This window comes from Arenibacter algicola (assembly GCF_000733925.1).
Lineage (GTDB): Bacteria > Bacteroidota > Bacteroidia > Flavobacteriales > Flavobacteriaceae > Arenibacter > Arenibacter algicola.
In genome coordinates this window covers 1,093,622-1,113,616 of sequence record NZ_JPOO01000001.1, presented here as the reverse complement: position 1 = coordinate 1,113,616, position 19,995 = coordinate 1,093,622, and the positions used below count along the sequence as shown (strand labels likewise).

The window sequence follows — 19,995 nt, the reverse complement described above, 5'->3', positions numbered from 1 at the left end:
CAGTTAGGAACTTTCCAAAACTTAAAAATTTACGAGTGTTCGGGTTACCCTACCTGCCTGTAAAACATTCCTTAAACCCAACAAAAGGCCTGTATTAAACCTTATTGGAACAAATCTGTATCCTTTCAGGCCTACCCATAGACACTTCACCTTCCAATTTAGTCGTTTCACTTAATATCTACCTGCAACGCCCTTTAATGGCCACTATATTTGTACCAGAAATAAAATATAAATCAAAATATTCATAAAAATAAATAATATGAAAAACGCAGCTTTATTATTTAGCACCATACTAGTATCCCTTTCATTGTTCTCATTTTCAGGAAAGGACAAATGTTCAAAATCTGAAGATATTGAGTGCTATTTAGAATCCCACAACCCCTTTGCAGAAGGATTGCGTATGGATGAAGAAGTAAGAAATTTAAGCCTAAAGGACATTAACCTTATAGATGAGGAAGAAGAAATCGTACTAAATTTTGATCCGGCTACCTACTTGCCAATTGGCTTTAACGCCTATAAGGGTATTGGATTGGATCTTGACAATCTTGTATTTGAGGACTTGGAAGAAGAAATTGTCCTTGGTTTTGATACTGCTCAATACCTTCCAATTGGCTTCAATGCATATGAGGGTATGGAACTGGACCTAAACGACATTGTTGTAGAAGAAATAGAGGAAGAGATCAACCTTGGCTTTGAAGTTATGAACTACTTGCCTAAAGGGTTTGATGCCTATGCCAAATAACAATAACTTCTTGAGTTAATTAATTACAAGCCCTTGACTCTTTTCAAGGGCTTTTTTTCACTCCAAAATTGGAGACTTACAAAATACATCCAGAGAACTATGATAAGGAGGTGTAATGAAGTATATTTAAAACAGCTAAATTGATATGGACACTACAAAACCGGTAAAACAGCTCGAAATTATAAAGATTGCCCTGCTCATTGCTGTTTTGGTGACATTACCGCTAACCATATCCCTTTTCAGGACAACTGGTTTTAACAAAGAGATTTTTTCCAGTGAACTGTTTGTAGATCTTGATTTAAAATTCTGGTTTTTCTTCCTTTTTTCTTGGGCAACTCTGCAATTCAACACCAATTGGATTTATCGTATTCCCAAAAGGAAAAGCTTAGTTGTTTGGATACTGAGACTCTCTGGTAACATTGGAATCCTAGTGTCCACAATTTTACTTTTAGATTTCATATACCCCTATTTGGTAGACAAGGACGTTTCCAATAGAGAGGAGGACTTTCAAGTATTTATATTCATCGTTGTCCTCATCATCATCATTTTTATTTCCAGAATTTTAAGGCTTCAAATCATTCAGCGCCAAAGTATATTGGAAAACGAACATTTGAAACAGCAGAACCTTCAAAATGAACTTTCAGCCCTTAAAAATCAAATAAACCCCCATTTTCTCTTTAATTCCCTAAACTCCCTAAACTCCCTTATCCGAGACAATAAGGAGGCTACCATGTTTGTTAAAAAGCTCTCTTTTATGTACCGTTATATATTGCAGAGCGGGGACAGGGATTTGGTACCACTGAAGGAAGAACTAAAATTCCTGGACAGTTATACTTATTTGATAAAGACAAGATACAGGAACCGTTTTCAAATTGAAATAGCCATTGACGAAACTTATCTGGACAGAAAAATTCCTCCCTTGGCCTTACAATTATTGGTAGAAAATGCAGTAAAACACAATGAAATTTCGGAAACACACCCATTAAAAGTCAATATATATTCCCAAGAGGATTGTATTTATGTAGAAAATAAAGTACGGACCCGCACTACTCTGGCCGAAGGTACCGGGACAGGACTATTAAACCTGTACAAACGTTACTATATGATACGCAAACAACAAATTATCATTGACAAACAAAGTGATATTTTTAGAGTAAAACTACCCTTGAACAAAATGACATGAAAGTAGTAATTGTAGAAGATGAATTGGCGGCAAGTGAAAATCTAGCCTATATGCTAAATAACCTACAGGATAAACTTGAGGTATTGGCTGTTTTGGATTCGGTAAAAACTGCTATTGATTATTTTTCAAAAAATCAGGAAGCCGACCTTGTTTTTATGGACATTCATTTAGCGGATGGACTTTCTTTTGAAATTTTTGATGCCGTTAAAATAGATGCTCCAATTATATTTACCACTGCTTATGACCAATATGCCTTAAAGGCTTTTAAACTAAATAGTATTGATTATTTATTAAAACCGATAGACGAAGATGAGTTGGAAGTAAGCCTTGCGCAATTTAAAGGACAGTTAAAAGGCAAGGGGCTTATAAATAATCAAGTTGAAGGTCTCCTAAGCCTATTACAGGATCAGAAAAAGACCTACAAATCCATGTATTTGGTGCATCATCGAGATGAACTCATACCATTGAAAACAGACAAAATCGCCTATTTATATATTGAAAACGGAATAGTCAAGGCGGTAACAAAAGACAGACAAACCCATATAATCGAACAGAAATTAGAGGATGTTGAAAACGACCTGGACCCTTCCGACTTTCACAGGCTAAATCGACAGTTCATTGTCCAAAGAGATTCCATTGCGGGGATAAAACAATATTTTAACGGGAAGCTAATTATTAGCGTTATGCCGCCCCATGAAGAGAAAGTAATTGTAAGCAAGGCAAAAGCCACCGAGTTTAAAAATTGGATGAATCATTGACCTGAAAGTCATTCATAATTAATAACCCCAGGTCAACAACACTCCTTGTAACTTTAAAAAGCTAACAACCCAATAACACCATTACTTGGTTCCGGTATTATCCGGATCGCCATCCATTTGCAACACTACAGACTTGGACCCTGTTAATGGTTTCACATTGTTTCCACCTTGATCCGTATAGCTGGCCGTTATTACCATTACCGTAGTCCCTTTTGCAGGATTTGGCATTATGGTTCCCACAGCGGGCAGGGATTTCTTCTTGACCGCAGTACTTACCAGTGATTGAATATACAACCCTATCTGTCTGGATTCATCCTTGGTCAAGTTGGGATGTGCCGGCATGGTTACTTCTCCCCAAACTCCGCTACCTCCTGAAATTATCTTTCCCTGCAGATAGCTAAGTCCTTTTTTATCATTCTTATATTTTTCAGCGATGTCACGGTACATTGGACCAACAGATTTTTCCTTCTCCTTATGGCAGGTTTTACAATCCAGGGCCAATGTGAGTGCCTTGCCCGTAACGGCCGCCGAAACCTCTTGGTGCCCCAAAGAAAGTGAGGCCTCATCCATGCCTTCCAAATAATCTACGGAAACAAATATGTTATTTTCATCAATGGCCGAACCATCAGGATCTTTTACAGAGACCTTATAATCTACAGCCATACCAGGCTTAAAAGTAGTAATGCCTCCGCTAATATCGATGGCAACCTCAGGTCTGGAATTTCCTACTACAATATTAATAGCCTCGCTCTTAACTGATGCTTCCTTGTTATCCACTACGGTAGCCGATATAAAATAGTCCCCCTCATTCTCATAGGTATAGGTGATTTCCGGATTAGTGGTTTCCTTGGTTTCCCCATTCCCCAAATCCCAAACATAGGTCATCGTATCCTCTTCCCTATCGCTGGCCTCAACATTGGCCGTAATGGTCAAGGGTAATTTTCCAGAGGTTTTATCTACAGTGAAATTGCCTACAACAGGAGGCCTATTACCCCCATTATATTCAATATAACTTAAGGACGAATCGTCATTCTTTGAGAACCAACCGCTACCGTATTCCAAAAGATATACCCTACCATCAGGACCTACCTCCATATCTATCAAATTATTTACTTTGATCTGATCGGCAAAAGGTTCCATCTTATTGAATTCCCCATTGGGAAATAGGGTTACGGCCATCATCCAACCCCGAATCCAATCATAGACCAATACTTTACCATCGTAATATGCAGGCAAGGCATTGGGACCATTATAAAGATCCGAATAATAAACGGGTCCGGCCATGGCATTCCTACCACCGGTACCGGTCTGCGGAAATTCCTGGGATGCTACATAAGGATAAAAACCATAGGCCGGCATGGCCTTGGGAAGCTCCCTAAGCCCAGTATTGTTTTTAGAGTTGTTGATGGGTTTATCAGGATCAAAAGCATCCCCACTCTCCCCTGTGGCATAATCATAGCTGCGGTATGGTTTGTTATCGGCAACGAACAGTGGCCAACCAAAATTTCCGGCCTCCCTTGCCTGATTCATCTCATCATATCCCTTTGGCCCTCTAGTTTCCATACTATCAATTCTGGCATCCGGGCCCACATCTCCCCAATACACATATCCTTTTTTGGGATCTACCGAAATTCTATAAGGATTTCGATGGCCCATAGTAAATATTTCCGGCCTGGTCTTAGGGGTACCTTTAGGGAACAAATTGCCTTCCGGGATACTATAACTACCGTCCTCATTTACTATTATACGCAATATCTTACCTCTTAGGTCATTGGTATTCCCTGAGGATCTACGGGCATCGTACTGTTCCTTTCCCGGTAAATCGTTTAATGGCGCATAGCCCTTATTGGTATACTTAGCCCCTTTTTCGTTAAAGGGAGTACTATTGTCCCCCGTGGACAAATACAACATATTATCAGGACCAAAAGCTATGGAACCCGCTGTATGGCAACATATTTCGCGCTGACTATCCACTTCCAGAATAATTTGCTCAGTAGCCATATCAAAAACATCGTTCTCAAACTTAAACCTGGACAAACGGTTCACCCACTTATCACCAGTTGGACTATAATAAACATAAATCCAATGATTTTTTTCAAAATCGGGGTCCTTTTGCAGCCCCATCAACCCCTCTTCAGCATTTACATCCGGGGTATTCAATGTTTTATGGTAAACATCCAGTAATCCTACTTGCGACAACTCTTGGGTTGAATCTTTATAAAGCATGATCTCTCCCCTTCTTTGGGATATCAAAATATCATTATTCGGCAAAATGGCCATTTCCGTTGGCTCAAAAAATTCCCCAAATTTTAAGGGTACTTTGGTAAAGCGGTCTGAATCTGGAGGAATCTGAGTAGCAGCCTTTGTATAATCCAAGATTTCATTCTTCCCAATGGCATACTTAATACCCCCAAGTAGATGTTTTAAATATAACTCTTCGGAAAAACTTTCATCTGTATGGCCCAAAGCGGTATAAAAGGCACGGCCACCATCGTATTCGTGATACCAACTCATTGGATGATGTTCCCCATTTTTACCCCCTTGGTAGGTCTTTTCATCTACGGTCATTAAAACCTTAACCTCGGGATTAATTTTCTTAAAATTATAGAGTTCATCTGCACGATGCCAAACGGAGTCGGTAAACATGTTGGTAGCGGCAAAAGTATTATCCTTGATTATAAAGTCGGCCTCGGGTGTGCCTGCCGGGTGGCTGTCAAAATAAGCCCCGACCAATTTTCCATACCAGCCCCAATCATATTCGGTATCTGTTGCTGCATGAACACCCACAAAGCCTCCACCGGCCTGAATATATCTTTCAAATGCAGCTTCCTGTTTGGCGTCCAAAATATTGCCCGTAGTACTTAAAAAAACTATAGCCGAATACTTTTTTAATTCATCATCATTGAAGACTTCGGCATTTTTAGTGGTATCCACAAGAAAGTTATTTTCCACCCCCAACTTTTGGATAGCTTGCAGGCCCATGGGTATGGAAGCATGCTTATAGCCCATAGTCTTGGAAAAAACCAAAATTCGTGGCTCACCCTCCCTTTTATTACTAGTGCAGGAAGAAAAGAAAATAACAAACACACCAAGAATAAGCGAAATGTAATTATTCATCAAAATAAGATATTAAGAAGATTATTTAGAATTAATGGAGAAACTTAAATTATACATAACTATGTTTGGAAGTAAAACAATATTGGGACACAACTCTTTTTTTAAGCCATCCTAAAATTTTGAATTTCCCAAATATAGCATTTATTTGATTTTATTGCTGTTGGATATTTAATTATTGAGAATAATTTATTTTCTACAACTTCCAACTTCGCAAACCAAACCCTTCCCTCCGGCAAAAATTAATTTATATCTTTAAGCAACCAACCATAGCCCATGATTCTAAAAAAACAGATCTATAAGGTGGACAAAAAGGTGAATCCCCTTATCGGGATCCTCCTGTTCTTCATCTCCATCTTTTTGTTGATATTCACCCTTCCATTGGGCTTCATTTACGGTATTTTTCATGGACTATTCAAAAAGGGCGTAGTTGGACTTGGAGAGTATCTACTAGAAATCGCCATCTCTATAGATCAATTGGGCAATGTTGGCATGCAACATCTTTTGAATGTACTGTGGATCAAAAAAGGGGGCTATAAATTTGGAAATCGGGACGAGACCATTTCCAGTGCACTGGGAAGAAACAATAAGCTGGGAACACTCACCAAGTTTGGAATGGCCATAGATAAGCTTCTTGATTTCTTGGACAAGAACCACTCCTTAAACTCAATTGACTATTACATAGAACCTTCAAAAGAAATTTTGGATCAATTGGTATGGATCCATATTGTGGACCAAAAGCTATTGGCCACTAGACCTATAGGAGAGACCAGGTATGTACTTCCGGGCGCACAAAAGGAACCGCATATATCAGATGTAATGGTGCTGACCAAGGAAATAAAGGAAGGCTGGAAAATATCCCTGGACATCTCATCCTTTGAATATATTGGTGTTTTTGAAGCACGAGTAGATGGCAAGGGGCCTGGAATTCTAGTTAGAAAGACCTGTTACTTTTCAGAATATTCTGGGGATATGTCAATTGACCCGGAACTAGGGGAAATTGTATGGCTGAAGTATCAGGATAGGAAAAACGCATCCGAAGTTGATAAATTGATTTTCGATTTCCTTAAAGACTCTGACCTATTGATCTAATAAATCCACAGCCGTAATATTTGAAGTAATTTTAACCATTGAACAAGTTCTGTTATGCCAACTGTTTTTAAAAAACTATATATTGCCCTTACAGCCTTATTTCTACCGACTAGCAATTTGCAATGCCAAGAGGTGCAAAAACAGCCCAATGTTTTGTTCATTTCCGTGGACGACCTGAGAACGGAATTGGGCGTATATGGTCATCCAGTTGTAAAGTCGCCCAATATGGACGCTATAGCTAACGAAGGATCCGTTTTTAGCAATCATTTTGTACAGGTCCCCACCTGCGGGGCTTCCCGATATGCCCTATTAACAGGGATGCGCCCCTCTAAACCCGAACATTTAAAGAACAGTGCCATTGAAAACGAAATATCCGGAAAGGAAGAAACTGATGTACCCGAGAGTTTTATCCACCATCTTAAAAGAAACGGCTACCACACTGTGGGCATAGGTAAAATTAGCCATTCTGCCGACGGTTTGGTCTACGGTTATGAAGAACCGGTCTCTGCAAAAAAAGAGCTGCCCCATAGCTGGGACGAACTCTTATTCAATCCCGGTAAATGGGGTACGGGATGGAATGCCTTTTTTGCCTATGCGAATGGAGAAAACCGACAGAGCTTAAAGAGACAGGTAAAACCATATGAAGAAGGAAAAGTGAACGATCAGGGGTATCCTGACGGACTTACTACCGAGCTGGCTATTGCAAAACTTAGGGAACTAAAGGACAAGAAAGGTCCTTTCTTTATGGGAGTTGGCTTTTTTAAACCACACCTTCCGTTTAATGCGCCCAAAAAGTATTGGGACCTTTATGACCGGGAACAGATACCTGTTTCTCCAAATCCCAATATTCCAGAAAATATAAACTTGAAAAGTTTACATGAAAGCGGCGAATTTAACGGGTATGCCCTAGGTGATGAACATCCCAACCTATCCGAGCCGGTTTCCATTGATTATGCAAAAAAGTTGGGACATGCCTATTTAGCATCCATAAGTTATATCGATGCACAAATTGGAATGATTTGGGATGAGCTAAAAGTTTTGGGGTTGGATAAAAATACCATTATTGTGATTTGGGGGGACCACGGATGGCATCTGGGTGATCAGCGGGTCTGGGGCAAACATACCCTGTTTGAAAAGGCTTTGAATAGCACCTTGATCATTAGATCACCCTTTGAAGAACATCAAAATAAAAAAGTAAAAACCATTGTGGAAACCGTGGACATTTATCCAACGCTAATGGAAATGTGTAATATTGATATTAACCATAAGACAGACGGGGAAAGCTTTAGGCACAGTTTTATTTCGGATAAATCCAATACCGACCAAGTAGCTTATAGTTACTATAGAAATGGCATTTCATTGAGGACCGATAAATACAGATTAACCAAATACTTTAGAAAGGAAGAACCAACGGTTGAACTATACAATCATGTCTCGGACCCTCATGAAACCAAAAATATTGCCCAATTAAACACAGACATTGTCAAGGCACTTATGCCTTTGTTGGAAAAGGGAAATACGGGCCTATATGATAGAAACTAGAGAATTATGAATAACCAATAGGGCAATTGTAGTACTTTTATATAAGTAAGGCTCAACTGGACTACAAAAGTCTGTCCTTGAAGTATGCATACTACAACTCCCAAAAGTTTTTTGTTACTTTGCTTACAAATACATCAATAAAATACATGGAAATCCTAGGAATAGATGTCGGTGGCTCGGGCATAAAAGGAGCTTTAGTAAATATGGAAACTGGTGAAATGATAACGGAGCGGTTTAGGATACCGACACCGAAGTCGAGAAAACCAAAACCCATGGCCGAAGTAGTAGCCAAAATTGTAAATCATTTTGATTATAGCGGACCTATAGGCTGTGGATTTCCAACTGTTATAAAAAATGGCGTTTGTAAGACTCCAGGAAATCTTCATAAAAGATGGGCCGGTGTAAATGTAGATGAATTGTTCAGTGAGGCAACGGGATTACCGGTTACTGTGGTAAACGACGCTGATGCCGCAGGATATGCATCTATGAATTTCGGTGTAGGCCGGGGCAAGGATGGCCTCGTGCTCATGATCACTATAGGAACGGGCCTGGGCAGTGGTGCCTTTTACAATGGGGATTTGATACCAAATTTTGAATTGGGCCAGATTCCCTATAAAAAATATGATAAAATTGAACTTTGGGCCGCCGCTTCTGCCAAGGAAAGAGAAGAACTTAGTTATAAGAAATGGGGCAAACGATTTAACATTTTCTTGGAGTTTGTGGAGTTGATCGTATCTCCGGATCTAATTATACTAGGCGGAGGCACCTCCAAGGATTGGGACGAGTTTAAGGACTATATCAGTATTGAAACCCCGGTAATTCCCGCGGAATTGCAAAATCATGCCGGCATTATTGGCGCTGCAGCCGCAGCATATAATAAAAAAGGGGTACTTCATTAACAATAGTTGCCCATAATAGGATTGCTAATTTCATCCTAAAAAATGCAGCACCAAAAAATCAGTAGCAATATTAGCTTAATGGCAAATAAAAAAGGTGATTCCCTTGGATCGAAAAATCACTTTTTTTTATTATAAATATCACAGCCCCTCCAAAAGTTTTGCTCCCTCAGGCTGCTCAAAGAAGTTCTCCTCCAATTCGCTTTGGAACTCTATATCGCTCAATTCAATGGTCGTAATAGGTTCTCCTTTTGGCTGGCCGTCGTCTGTAGACCAATAGGTATTGAATTTTAAAGGAAAACTTATGCCGTTAACGGTTGTACGACTTACCAATTCCATAAACTTTTCGGGATTATTCCCTCCATTGGGAAAATATCCGGGGTAGGAAACAATATACCGCAATGCCGATAAAAGGTGGGTTTTAGCATCCAAATACAATATATAATAGTCGTCTGGAGCATCACCTGTCCCTGAATCGAAAGTAACTTTTACCACATCTTGTGGCATACCCTTATAATTGGTCTGTGGCAACAATTCCAAATTAACTCCTTCCCCATCCAACACTAGAGGTTGTGCAGCAAGATATAAAGGGGTCAAGGCCCAAAAACGCAGATTATACTTAAAAGTGGTACTGTCCTTGGCCTTTACCCAAGCATTTTTTCCATCCCATCCATAAATTGCATTACTATCCGTAACACTGCGGTGTCTTGCTTTATTGCTCCATGTATCAATAGTCTGGTAGGTATCCCGAGGCATTGAACCATCCAATGGTTGATAATTGAACCTAAAGGACAAATAGCCGTTGCCATACCATTTATTTAAGCCCCCCATTGCTTCCATGGCATTCCAAACCACTTTCCCCGCTTCGGAACCATCAAGTCTCTTTTTTGCCTTTTCAACCCTATTATCCACCCAAGATTTTGGAATTGAACTAGGATTGGCGTCTTGAAGCAATTGGGACTCGGCAACTTCCTGATTTGGTTTGGCGGTCTCCTTACAGGACAACAAAGAGCTACTTATTATTACTGCATAGATAAGCGTATACTTCATATTGAATTATTCTATTTTACTATTAGTCCTAGCGTTGGGATTAAACGGCTTTATGGCCTAAACTTGCTTTTTTTCGGTCTTCATAATTCTGTGCTACCATTTTATCAAATTCTTCAGGTGCTTCAAAATTCATGACATTTTCTTTAAGTCGGTCCTCACCTCCAAAAATTACATACAATTCTTTATTCAGTAATCCTTCAATGGATCGTTGGGCCACAAATTCCGGAGAATCCATCACCCTACCTTTAAATTTCTCCATCATATCCGTGTCCGTTGCGGTTGGAAAGGAGCAGGTAACACTTATATTGAATGGAGCAAGTTCCCTTCGCATGGAATCTGAAAATTGGCGTACCGCAGCCTTAGTGCTTCCATAGGCCGCATAAAAGGGCATTCCTATGAGACCCAAACCAGAAGATATGTTTAAAATAGCAGCTTCTTTGGAAGATTTTAAAAGCGGTATGCAATATTTAGTAAGTAAAAGCACAGCAGTAATATTTACCGCTACCTGATCATAAAGGTCTTCGTCCTGTATATCCTCCAAAGGGCCTGCAGATACTATACCGGCATTGTTGATCAAGATATCCAAATGCCCCCATTTGTCCTCAATACGTGCAGCAGCCTCCCGTAAAACTTCTATGTCTCCCACATCGCCAGCAATGCGCATAAATTTAACGTCTTGGAATTCTTCGGATAACTGTTTTAAATTTTGTTTGTCGCGGGCTATTACGGCAATATAGCTTACACCACCTTTTACCAATTCCTTTATCATACATTTTCCGATTCCTCTAGTACCGCCAGTGATGAGTACATTTTTTCCTTCTAGTTGCATATTTTATTAATTTGGATTAGGCCGAATTAAGTCGTAATTCAACTTTAAAATAGCTAAAATTCATATCCAAAGTGAAGAAAAATAGGCTTAGTTCAAATTATTCAGAAAGTAGGAAAATCTAAGCCAAAATTTTAATGAATTCTTAATCCAAAAGGTTAAAATGAGAATTTTATTGACCGATTTTACCGAGCCTTGACACTTAAAATTGAGCTAGCAAAAGTGAGGTAAACAAAAAGCCACCTAAAAAGGTGGCCCGTAGTATGGTATAGAGCAAAAAAAAGTCCCTCTAAGGGGACTTTTCTATTTATGCTATTTTATTACGCTTACGATCATTTTCCGTTAAATGTATCTTTCTTAGACGCAAATGTTTAGGAGTAACCTCAACATACTCGTCTTTCTGGATATATTCCAATGCTTCCTCCAAAGAGAACTTAATGGCAGGAACAATCTTGGCTTTGTCATCGGCTCCTGAGGAACGAACGTTCGACAATTTTTTGGTCTTGGTAATATTGATGGTCATATCGTCTCCTCTAGAGTTTTCCCCAATTACCTGGCCTTCGTAAATATCCTCTCCCGGATCAACAAAAAACTTACCTCTATCCTGTAATTTATCAATGGAGTAAGGAATAGATTTTCCTGTTTCCATGGATACCAAAGAACCATTTTGTCTTTGAGGAATATCCCCTTTCATAGGTTGGTATTCCAAAAAGCGGTGCGCCATAATGGCCTCACCCGCAGTAGCTGTCAACAATTGGTTTCTAAGACCTATAATTCCCCTTGAAGGAATTAAGAATTCACAAACCATTCTGTTTCCTTTGGCTTCCATACTGGTCATTTCCCCTTTACGGATAGATACCATTTCCACAGCCCTACCAGAAACCTCCTCCGGTAAATCTATGGTCAATTGCTCAATTGGCTCACATTTAACCCCATCAATCTCCTTGATGATTACCTGTGGTTGTCCAATTTGCAATTCATAACCTTCCCTTCTCATGGTTTCGATCAAAACAGAAAGATGCAGTACCCCACGACCAAAAACCAAAAACTTATCGGCACTGTCCGTATCGTTTACCCTTAGGGCCAAATTCTTCTCCAACTCCCTTTTTAGACGGTCGTTGATATGTCTTGAAGTTACAAATTTACCATCCTTACCAAAAAATGGACTATCATTGATGGTGAACAACATACTCATGGTAGGCTCATCAATCGCAATAGTTTTCAATTGCTCAGGATTTTCAATATCGGCAACGGTATCACCAATTTCGAATCCTTCGATACCTACCAAAGCACAAATGTCTCCGGTGGCTACCTCAGGAACCTTTAATCGGCCCATTCCTTCGAAGGTATAAAGCTCTTTAATTTTGGATTTAACAATAGTACCATTTCTTTTTATCAAAGAAACTTGCTGATTTTCTTTTAAGACTCCCCTTTGCAACCTTCCAATGGCAATTCTTCCGGTAAAGGAAGAATAATCCAATGAAGTTATCAGCATCTGCGTATTTCCTTCCTTGGCCTCAAAAGTTGGGATATGCTCAATTACCATATCCAATAGTGGCTCAATGTTCTCTGTTTGGTTCTTCCAATCATCGCTCATCCAGTTGTTCTTTGCAGAACCGTACACAGTTGGGAAATCCAATTGCCATTCTTCGGCACCCAGTTCGAACATAAGGTCAAAAACTTTCTCATGTACCTCTTCCGGAGTACAGTTTTCCTTGTCTACCTTATTGATAACCACACAAGGTTTAAGACCTAGATCTATTGCCTTTTGGAGTACAAAACGGGTTTGCGGCATAGGGCCTTCAAAGGCATCCACCAACAAAAGTACGCCATCTGCCATGTTTAACACACGCTCTACTTCACCTCCAAAATCGGCGTGACCAGGGGTATCTATAATATTGATCTTGGTATCCTTGTAAACTACGGAAACGTTCTTGGAGGTAATTGTAATACCCCTTTCCCGTTCCAAGTCGTTGTTGTCCAAAATTAGGTCACCAGTATTCTGGTTGTCCCTAAATAATTGACAGTGATACATTATTTTATCTACCAAGGTGGTTTTACCGTGGTCAACGTGGGCTATAATAGCTATGTTTTTTGTAACTCCCATAATTTGATTTTAAACGCATCTAAGCACCCTAAATGCGGGCGCAAAGATACTCATTTTTTTTACGCCAACTACAAAAGCCTAATTTTTCTTATCTTATTGATATTGAAGTAGTTTTACAAAGCTTGGGCCAATGCTCTATAAATACGGAAAAGTAGTATTGACCCTCCATATTGAAACCCAATTTTGCACCATATTGATTTATTGTTCATCTGCAGAAGGACCATAGGTAGCAGGAACCGACTCGTTCAACAACCGAAGGCATACGCCCAATTGGGCTCTATGATGTGGAAATTGATTTAGTACCATCCCCCTTAGCACTTGATACTTGGGCATTTCCATCACAGTCTTTCCTCCTTGAATCATTTTCCATTTCTTATCGTATTTACTATTGGCTACTTTTAGAGAATCTGCCGCTTCCTTTGCAGCCGATTTCAGGGTTTTGATCATGTCGTCCACATTGTCATTAATTGGAGGTTTGTATTCATCCATTATCATCTCATCTTGGGACATGGTACCTACCACCCAACTAGGCAGTTCGGCCAAATGACTCCCCAATTGCTTAATGGACATGGATTTAGGATGTGGGCGCCAGTCCAATTTATCCTTAGGAATGCGTCTTAAGAACTTCTCTGTAAGGGCTACTTCGTGTTCCAATTCCGGAATAAGTAATTTTTGAATTTCCATGATGTCTTGTTTTTTGATTAACCCTTTAATTTACAACAATTATCCCACTATGTTATCATCCAAGCCCCTCTATAAACTAGAATTATCACAATTTTAACCTACTTCCAAAACACTTTAAGAATGCTCAATGAATAATTTGCTGCTTCCAAATTCCTATCTTTGCACCAAAATTAAGATCGATGAATCTAGAACTCATACCTCAACTTAAACATACCAAAAGCAACAACTTTTTCCTACTCTGTGGCCCATGTGCCATTGAAGGGGAAGAAATGGCGATGCGCATTGCAGAAAAGGTGGTTACCATTACCGATAAACTTAATATCCCATATGTTTTTAAGGGAAGTTTTAAAAAGGCCAACCGCAGTAGGGTAGATTCCTTTACGGGCATAGGGGATGAAAAGGCCTTGAAAATTTTAAAAAAAGTCTCCGAAACCTTTAAGGTTCCTACTATTACGGACATACATGAAATATCGGATGCCCATATGGCCGCCGAATATGTAGATGTATTGCAGATACCGGCATTTTTGGTGCGTCAGACCGATTTGGTGGTAGCAGCGGCAGAGACCGGAAAAGTGGTGAATCTAAAAAAGGGGCAATTTATGAGCCCTGAAAGCATGAAGCACGCAGTACAAAAAGTCTTGGATTCCAACAATGAACAGGTGATGGTGACCGACAGGGGCACCATGTTCGGCTACCAGGATATGATCGTGGATTTCCGTGGTATCCCAACTATGAAGCAATATGCACCGGTAGTCTTGGACGTTACCCATTCCCTGCAGCAACCCAATCAGTCTTCAGGGGTAACCGGGGGAAGACCGGATATGATAGAGACTATTGCCCGTGCCGGTATTGTTACTGGGGCCGACGGAATTTTTATGGAGACCCATTTTGACCCGGCGAACGCCAAAAGCGACGGTGCCAATATGCTGCATTTGGATCATCTGGAAAAATTATTGACCAATTTGGTGGCCATACGCAAAACAGTAAACTCCCTTTAAATTAAAGTCTAAAGGGTTTTTACCAAAATATTATTTGAATGCCGCACTTTCTTATGCGGCATTCTCTTTTCCCTTAAATTGATTTCAAATGGGCTTGTCAGTACAATGTCCACAATCCAAAAGAACCCATACATTACTGCTTCTTGCCATTGGCGGGCAAATACTATAAATTTGCTCGTACCTCAACCTACATTTTCTGAGAAAATTAAGGCAAAAGGATCTAATTCCATACCTAAAAACCAACTATGCTTCGCTTGCAATTCTATCTTATTCTAATAGTCTCCACTTTTTTGATCGTATCGTGCAAGAATGGCAAAAACCAGATTGCCGTCAAAAAACCGAATGTAATTCTTATCATGGCCGATGATCTGGGCTACGAGACCATTGGCACATATGGGGGCAGTAGTTATCCCACTCCAAACCTGGACAAATTGGCCAATGAAGGTATGCGATTTGACCATTGCTATTCCACCCCTCTGTGTACCCCTTCTCGAGTTCAGATTATGACAGGCAAATACAACTTTCGAAACTATATTGGTTTTGGTCTACTGGACCCAAGGGAAAAAACCTTTGGGCATTATATGCAAGAAGCCGGTTACGAAACTTATATCGCCGGAAAATGGCAGCTATTGGGAAATGCGTATCAACAAAAATTAGCTGGTGACCGAATTGGAACAACCCCTGAAAAAGCCGGATTTGACGACTATTGTTTATGGCAAATTGATCATTTGGGATCTAGGTACAAAGACCCCTTGCTGAGTACAAAGAAAAATGGGGCAATAACTCACCAGGGCCAATATGGTCCCGACGTCTTTCTAAAGAATATCACTTCCTTTATGGAAGACCACAAAGACTCCCCGTTTTTTGTCTACTACCCTATGGTACTGACCCATGACCCCTTTGTGCCCACTCCCAACAATAAGGAATTTAAAGGCTTTGACACCAAGTCGAAGATTAATGATCCTACCTATTTTGGTGAAATGGTGGAGTATATGGATAGGATAATAGGGGAAATAATCAAAAAAACGGAAGAATTGGGTATTCGTGAAAATACACTGATACTCTTCGTAGGGGACAATGGAACCGACCGCGATGTTACCTCTAGCTTCAACGGTATTTCAATTAAAGGCGACAAAGGCCATACCACGGATGCAGGAACCCATGTTCCCTTTATAGCAAACTGGAAAGGGAAAATTGCCCCCAAAAGCATAAATAATAATCTAATAGATTTTACAGATTTTCTGCCTACGTTGATGGACATATCGGGAACTACGCCAACTTCGCCCGTGCCATTGGACGGCATTAGCTTCTACCAACAACTTTTGGGTAATAATTCCCAAAAAAGGGATTGGATATTTTGTCATTACGCCCCTAATTGGGGGAAGTTTGAACCCAAAAGATATGTACAGAATAAACAATGGAAATTATACGATACTGGCGAACTGTATAATTTGGCTCAGGATATTGAGGAGGAACATCCATTTTCACCGGATAACTATCCCAAAGAACAAAAGGAGGTACTAACCACTTTTAAAGGAATTTTAAACCAATACAAATAGATCCACACTTCTGGATTTATTGAAACAAAGCCCTATTTTTACATTTTTAAAGCATTTTAACACCTAATATGAAGTACGCATTTCTTTATCTAATTTTTGGATCCTCCTTTTTATTGTTTACCTCCTGCAAACAGGAAGCAAAAGAACAAATTTCAAAAAAACCGAATATAGTTTTTATCATGTCCGATGACCATGCTTATCAGGCCATTAGTGCTTATGATGACAAGCTTATCAACACCCCCAATATAGACAGAATTGCCAAGGAAGGAATGCTCTTTACCAACGCCAGTGTTACCAATTCCATTTGTGCACCATCGCGTGCCGTTATCCTGACAGGAAAGCATAGTCACATTAACGGGAAGATAGATAATATCTCCCCATTTGACACCACCAACGTTACCTTCCCGCAATTGTTACAAAAGGCAGGTTACCAGACCGCAATGTTCGGGAAGCTCCATTTTGGCAACAACCCAAAAGGTTTCGATGAATTTAAGATATTACCGGGACAGGGAGATTATTACAACCCCCGTTTTATTACGGCTACAGGGGATACCATCGTTAAGGGATATGTTACCGATATTACCACCGACCTCACCTTGGATTGGCTACAAAACCGTAGGGATGCAAAGAAGCCTTTTATGTTGATGTATTTGCACAAGGCTCCACATAGGTCCTGGATGCCAGCACCAAGACATTATAAAGAATTCACAAAGAAAACCTATCCTTTACCTACTACTTTGTTCGACGATTACGCTACACGTGAAACTACTGCAGGACCTGCTGAAATGAACATCCTTAAGCATATGACCCTGCGTTATGACCTAAAGATAACGGATGAGGTACTGGCAGAATTAAACATTGAGGAACATTTGGGCATTGGAGGCCTAAACAAATTTAATCCTGAACAGAGAGCGGAATGGGATGAAGTATACGGCCCTATTAACGAGGCCTTTAAAAAGGAGTACAGCAACATGAACGATTCTACCCTGTTGGTTTGGAAATATCAGCGGTATATGCAGGATTATTTAGGGACCATTGCCGCAGTTGATGAAAATGTGGGGAGGGTATTGAACTATTTGGATGATGAGGGACTTACCGAAAATACTTTGGTGGTATACACTTCCGATCAAGGCTTTTATTTAGGGGAGCACGGCTGGTTCGACAAGCGCTTTATGTACAATGAATCTTTTAAAACCCCGCTACTTATAAAATGGCCAAATGTAATCACTCCTGGCACTACAGAAGATGAAATGGTACAAAATCTTGATTTTGCCCAGACCTTTTTGGAAGTTGCCGGTGTAATAGCTCCAGAGGATATGCAGGGCAAAAGCCTAGTGCCTTTGCTAAAGGGTGAAAAGGAAAAATGGGATAGGGATGCCGTTTACTATCATTATTACGAATATCCGGCAGAACATGCCGTAAAAAGACATTATGGTATTGCCACCAAGAAGTTTAAATTGATACACTTTTATTACGATGTAGATGTATGGGAACTCTATGATCGCGAAAAAGACTCTCAGGAACTAAACAATGTATTTAGCGATCCGGATTATGCCCAAGTGGTATCTGAATTGAAGGAAAAACTGAATGGATTAAGGAAAAAATATAAAGATTCCGATTCGTTGGGCAACCAATATATTCAGCTTTATAAGGACAAGGGGTTGATTGAGGATTAATCAGTGGTCAGTAGTCAGTGGTCAGTGGTCAGTGGTCAGTGGTCAGTGGTCAGTGGTCAGTGGTCAGTGGTCAGTGGTCAGTGGTCAGTGGTCAGTGGTCAGTAGCAAAAAAAAAAAAAAAAAATTGTCATAATTTCAGGCTTATTTACGACTAATACTGACTTTAAGAGCAGATTTCTATTACCAAAATTTTTTATCCTTAACGCTATAGGCATCCTCCAGGACTTCCTTTAAAACGTTAGTATCAATGTCTTCGAGGGATCTGTAACGAAGGGATTTCATCATTTTTCTTCCTTCTGTGTTCATCTGATCCAAATGCACACTTAAATGGGCCGCATTCCAAAACCCCAAATCCACATAATCCCTGCTTTGGTTTAAATAGCAATAGGGCCTACCATTGATGTAGTAGAACGGGATTTTATATTTATATTTTATTTCCACGCCTGGAATGGCACCTTCAATAACCGATTGAAGGAACAATAGAATTCCCCTGTAGGGCTCAGGCTGATTTAGGATATATTCTTCAGCTGGATTCATGATGGACTTAATTTACCTTTTCTTAACCAAATGAACATATTTTTCTTTATTTTCAAGATATACAATCCATTATTTTTGAAAAAACAACCGAAATGAAAACTACCTTTATAGCCCTAGCTTCGCTTTTCTCCTTCCTAAATATAAACGCACAAACCCATTCACATGCCGGGGCACAGCCCTTATCCTATCCCGATATAGAGGGTTATGTTACCTTGAAGACCGATCTACATATGCACAGTGTATTTTCCGATGGCAAGGTTTGGCCAACAATTAGAGTGGAGGAAGCACTACGGGAAAACTTGGATGCCATATCCCTTACAGAACATTTGGAGTACCAGCCCCACAAGGCAGATATTCCCCATCCGGATCGTAACCGTGCCTACCATTTGGCCATGGAGGAAGCCAAGGAACATGACCTTTTAATAATCCCAGGTTCTGAAATAACACGTTCCGCACCTGTTGGACACAACAATGCCGTTTTTATTACTGATGCCAATCTATTATTACATGAAGATGCCGAAGATGCCTTCAGCACAGCCAAAAAACAAAATGCCTTTGTATTTTGGAACCATCCTGCCTGGTATGCCCAAAGTCCGGCCGGAACACCTATACTCAGTGATTTCCAAAAGGAGCGCATAAAAAAAGGGGAATTGCACGGTATTGAGGTCATTAATACTGTGGATTATTCCGAAGAATCGCTTGCCCTGGCCTTGGAGAACAATTTAACCATAATGGGCACCAGCGACATTCATGGCTTAATAGATTGGAGCTATACCCAAAAAGGGAACCATAGGCCCATTACCTTGGTATTTGCCAAGGAGAAGAGCATTGAAGGTCTAAAGGAGGCTCTTTTTTCGGGTAGAACCGTAGCCGCTTATAACGAATTGTTGGTTGGGAAGGCCGAATACCTTAAGCCATTGTTGCAGTCTAGCATTGAAATTGTGAAAGCAGCGTATATTGAAAAAACACAGGTTTTGGAAGTGGAGCTCACGAATATATCAAGTAGTGATCTATTGTTCGAGAATGCTATGCCCTACACTTTTTATGATAGCTCTCCTGTATTTGAAATTCCGGCAGGGGAATCAAAAATTCTAAAAGTAAAAACTTTGGAAAAGTTGAATACCTTGACACTACAACTACTAGCCTTGGGCGCTTACACCGCTCCCAAAGTACATCCTACTATTGAATGGAAGATTATTGTGGAATAAAAAAAGTCCAATTTACCCCGTAG

16 protein-coding genes are annotated in these 19,995 nt (G+C 40.0%); 10 read left to right on the top strand and 6 right to left on the bottom strand.

Features of this window, described 5'->3' with window-relative positions:
* Window positions 1-259 precede the first annotated feature (259 nt).
* From U735_RS0104800 to U735_RS0104790, 3 genes are all read left to right on the top strand, one after another.
* A complete protein-coding gene (locus tag U735_RS0104800) occupies window positions 260-742 on the top strand; it encodes a hypothetical protein (RefSeq protein WP_031442738.1) in 483 nt (160 codons plus the stop codon).
* Window positions 743-887: 145 nt separating this feature from the next.
* Window positions 888-1,925, top strand: a complete 1,038-nt coding sequence (locus U735_RS0104795; protein ID WP_031442737.1) for a sensor histidine kinase — start codon at window positions 888-890, stop codon at window positions 1,923-1,925.
* A complete protein-coding gene (locus U735_RS0104790; RefSeq protein ID WP_031442736.1) occupies window positions 1,922-2,683 on the top strand; it encodes a LytR/AlgR family response regulator transcription factor in 762 nt (253 codons plus the stop codon). Before U735_RS0104795 ends, U735_RS0104790 begins: the two co-directional genes overlap by 4 nt.
* Window positions 2,684-2,764: 81 nt before the next feature.
* Here the strand turns inward: U735_RS0104790 and U735_RS0104785 are convergent, their stop codons facing one another.
* On the bottom strand, window positions 2,765-5,800 hold the full coding sequence (locus tag U735_RS0104785) for a ThuA domain-containing protein (RefSeq protein WP_084681072.1): 3,036 nt from the start codon (window positions 5,798-5,800) through the stop codon (window positions 2,765-2,767).
* Between the two features lie 273 nt (window positions 5,801-6,073).
* Between U735_RS0104785 and U735_RS24910 the strand changes: the two genes are divergently transcribed.
* The 3 genes from U735_RS24910 (at window position 6,074) to ppgK (ending at window position 9,330) form a co-directional block, all read left to right on the top strand.
* On the top strand, window positions 6,074-6,889 hold the full coding sequence (locus U735_RS24910; protein WP_051891873.1) for an NUDIX hydrolase: 816 nt from the start codon (window positions 6,074-6,076) through the stop codon (window positions 6,887-6,889).
* 54 nt (window positions 6,890-6,943) lie between these two features.
* The gene (locus tag U735_RS0104775) at window positions 6,944-8,431 is read left to right on the top strand and encodes a sulfatase (RefSeq protein ID WP_031442733.1); all 1,488 of its coding nucleotides are present in this window, start codon (window positions 6,944-6,946) and stop codon (window positions 8,429-8,431) included.
* A gap of 146 nt (window positions 8,432-8,577) precedes the next feature.
* Window positions 8,578-9,330: a polyphosphate--glucose phosphotransferase gene (gene ppgK, locus U735_RS0104770; protein ID WP_031442732.1), complete on the top strand. Its 753-nt coding sequence runs from the start codon at window positions 8,578-8,580 to the stop codon at window positions 9,328-9,330.
* A gap of 138 nt (window positions 9,331-9,468) precedes the next feature.
* Here the strand turns inward: ppgK and U735_RS0104765 are convergent, their stop codons facing one another.
* The 4 genes from U735_RS0104765 to U735_RS0104750 all read right to left on the bottom strand — a co-directional run bounded on the left by U735_RS0104765 (window position 9,469) and on the right by U735_RS0104750 (window position 13,994).
* Complete coding sequence (locus U735_RS0104765; RefSeq protein WP_031442731.1) at window positions 9,469-10,377, bottom strand: hypothetical protein; 909 nt, start codon at window positions 10,375-10,377, stop codon at window positions 9,469-9,471.
* Window positions 10,378-10,417: 40 nt separating this feature from the next.
* A complete protein-coding gene (locus U735_RS0104760) occupies window positions 10,418-11,206 on the bottom strand; it encodes an SDR family NAD(P)-dependent oxidoreductase (protein ID WP_031442730.1) in 789 nt (262 codons plus the stop codon).
* 304 nt (window positions 11,207-11,510) lie between these two features.
* A complete protein-coding gene (gene typA, locus U735_RS0104755) occupies window positions 11,511-13,310 on the bottom strand; it encodes a translational GTPase TypA (RefSeq protein ID WP_031442729.1) in 1,800 nt (599 codons plus the stop codon).
* Window positions 13,311-13,508: 198 nt separating this feature from the next.
* Entirely contained in the window at window positions 13,509-13,994 is a 486-nt protein-coding gene (locus tag U735_RS0104750) for a DinB family protein (protein WP_031442728.1), read from the bottom strand.
* 179 nt (window positions 13,995-14,173) lie between these two features.
* Between U735_RS0104750 and kdsA the strand changes: the two genes are divergently transcribed.
* From kdsA to U735_RS0104730, 3 genes are all read left to right on the top strand, one after another.
* Window positions 14,174-14,992 carry a 3-deoxy-8-phosphooctulonate synthase gene (gene kdsA, locus U735_RS0104745; protein ID WP_031442727.1) on the top strand — a complete coding sequence of 273 codons (819 nt, stop codon included), beginning with the start codon at window positions 14,174-14,176 and terminating at the stop codon, window positions 14,990-14,992.
* 245 nt (window positions 14,993-15,237) lie between these two features.
* Window positions 15,238-16,551, top strand: coding sequence for a sulfatase-like hydrolase/transferase (locus U735_RS0104735; RefSeq protein WP_083260657.1), 1,314 nt, complete (start codon window positions 15,238-15,240; stop codon window positions 16,549-16,551).
* Window positions 16,552-16,619: 68 nt separating this feature from the next.
* Window positions 16,620-18,227, top strand: coding sequence for a sulfatase family protein (locus tag U735_RS0104730; protein WP_031442725.1), 1,608 nt, complete (start codon window positions 16,620-16,622; stop codon window positions 18,225-18,227).
* A gap of 180 nt (window positions 18,228-18,407) precedes the next feature.
* Here the strand turns inward: U735_RS0104730 and U735_RS0104725 are convergent, their stop codons facing one another.
* Complete coding sequence (locus U735_RS0104725; RefSeq protein WP_031442724.1) at window positions 18,408-18,764, bottom strand: DUF1801 domain-containing protein; 357 nt, start codon at window positions 18,762-18,764, stop codon at window positions 18,408-18,410.
* 92 nt (window positions 18,765-18,856) lie between these two features.
* Between U735_RS0104725 and U735_RS0104720 the strand changes: the two genes are divergently transcribed.
* On the top strand, window positions 18,857-19,972 hold the full coding sequence (locus tag U735_RS0104720; protein WP_031442723.1) for an Sb-PDE family phosphodiesterase: 1,116 nt from the start codon (window positions 18,857-18,859) through the stop codon (window positions 19,970-19,972).
* Window positions 19,973-19,995 lie beyond the last annotated feature (23 nt).

What these genes read in the sequence shown, in the direction of transcription:
- kdsA (WP_031442727.1), top strand. Translation starts at nt 14,174, where the DNA reads ATGAATCTAGAACTCATACCTCAACTTAAACATACCAAAAGCAACAAC.
- U735_RS0104800 (WP_031442738.1), top strand. Translation starts at nt 260, where the DNA reads ATGAAAAACGCAGCTTTATTATTTAGCACCATACTAGTATCCCTTTCA.
- U735_RS24910 (WP_051891873.1), top strand. Translation starts at nt 6,074, where the DNA reads ATGATTCTAAAAAAACAGATCTATAAGGTGGACAAAAAGGTGAATCCC.
- U735_RS0104735 (WP_083260657.1), top strand. Translation starts at nt 15,238, where the DNA reads ATGCTTCGCTTGCAATTCTATCTTATTCTAATAGTCTCCACTTTTTTG.
- U735_RS0104720 (WP_031442723.1), top strand. Translation starts at nt 18,857, where the DNA reads ATGAAAACTACCTTTATAGCCCTAGCTTCGCTTTTCTCCTTCCTAAAT.
- ppgK (WP_031442732.1), top strand. Translation starts at nt 8,578, where the DNA reads ATGGAAATCCTAGGAATAGATGTCGGTGGCTCGGGCATAAAAGGAGCT.
- U735_RS0104730 (WP_031442725.1), top strand. Translation starts at nt 16,620, where the DNA reads ATGAAGTACGCATTTCTTTATCTAATTTTTGGATCCTCCTTTTTATTG.
- U735_RS0104725 (WP_031442724.1), bottom strand. Translation starts at nt 18,764, where the DNA reads ATGAATCCAGCTGAAGAATATATCCTAAATCAGCCTGAGCCCTACAGG.
- typA (WP_031442729.1), bottom strand. Translation starts at nt 13,310, where the DNA reads ATGGGAGTTACAAAAAACATAGCTATTATAGCCCACGTTGACCACGGT.
- U735_RS0104785 (WP_084681072.1), bottom strand. Translation starts at nt 5,800, where the DNA reads ATGAATAATTACATTTCGCTTATTCTTGGTGTGTTTGTTATTTTCTTT.
- U735_RS0104790 (WP_031442736.1), top strand. Translation starts at nt 1,922, where the DNA reads ATGAAAGTAGTAATTGTAGAAGATGAATTGGCGGCAAGTGAAAATCTA.
- U735_RS0104775 (WP_031442733.1), top strand. Translation starts at nt 6,944, where the DNA reads ATGCCAACTGTTTTTAAAAAACTATATATTGCCCTTACAGCCTTATTT.
- U735_RS0104750 (WP_031442728.1), bottom strand. Translation starts at nt 13,994, where the DNA reads ATGGAAATTCAAAAATTACTTATTCCGGAATTGGAACACGAAGTAGCC.
- U735_RS0104795 (WP_031442737.1), top strand. Translation starts at nt 888, where the DNA reads ATGGACACTACAAAACCGGTAAAACAGCTCGAAATTATAAAGATTGCC.
- U735_RS0104765 (WP_031442731.1), bottom strand. Translation starts at nt 10,377, where the DNA reads ATGAAGTATACGCTTATCTATGCAGTAATAATAAGTAGCTCTTTGTTG.
- U735_RS0104760 (WP_031442730.1), bottom strand. Translation starts at nt 11,206, where the DNA reads ATGCAACTAGAAGGAAAAAATGTACTCATCACTGGCGGTACTAGAGGA.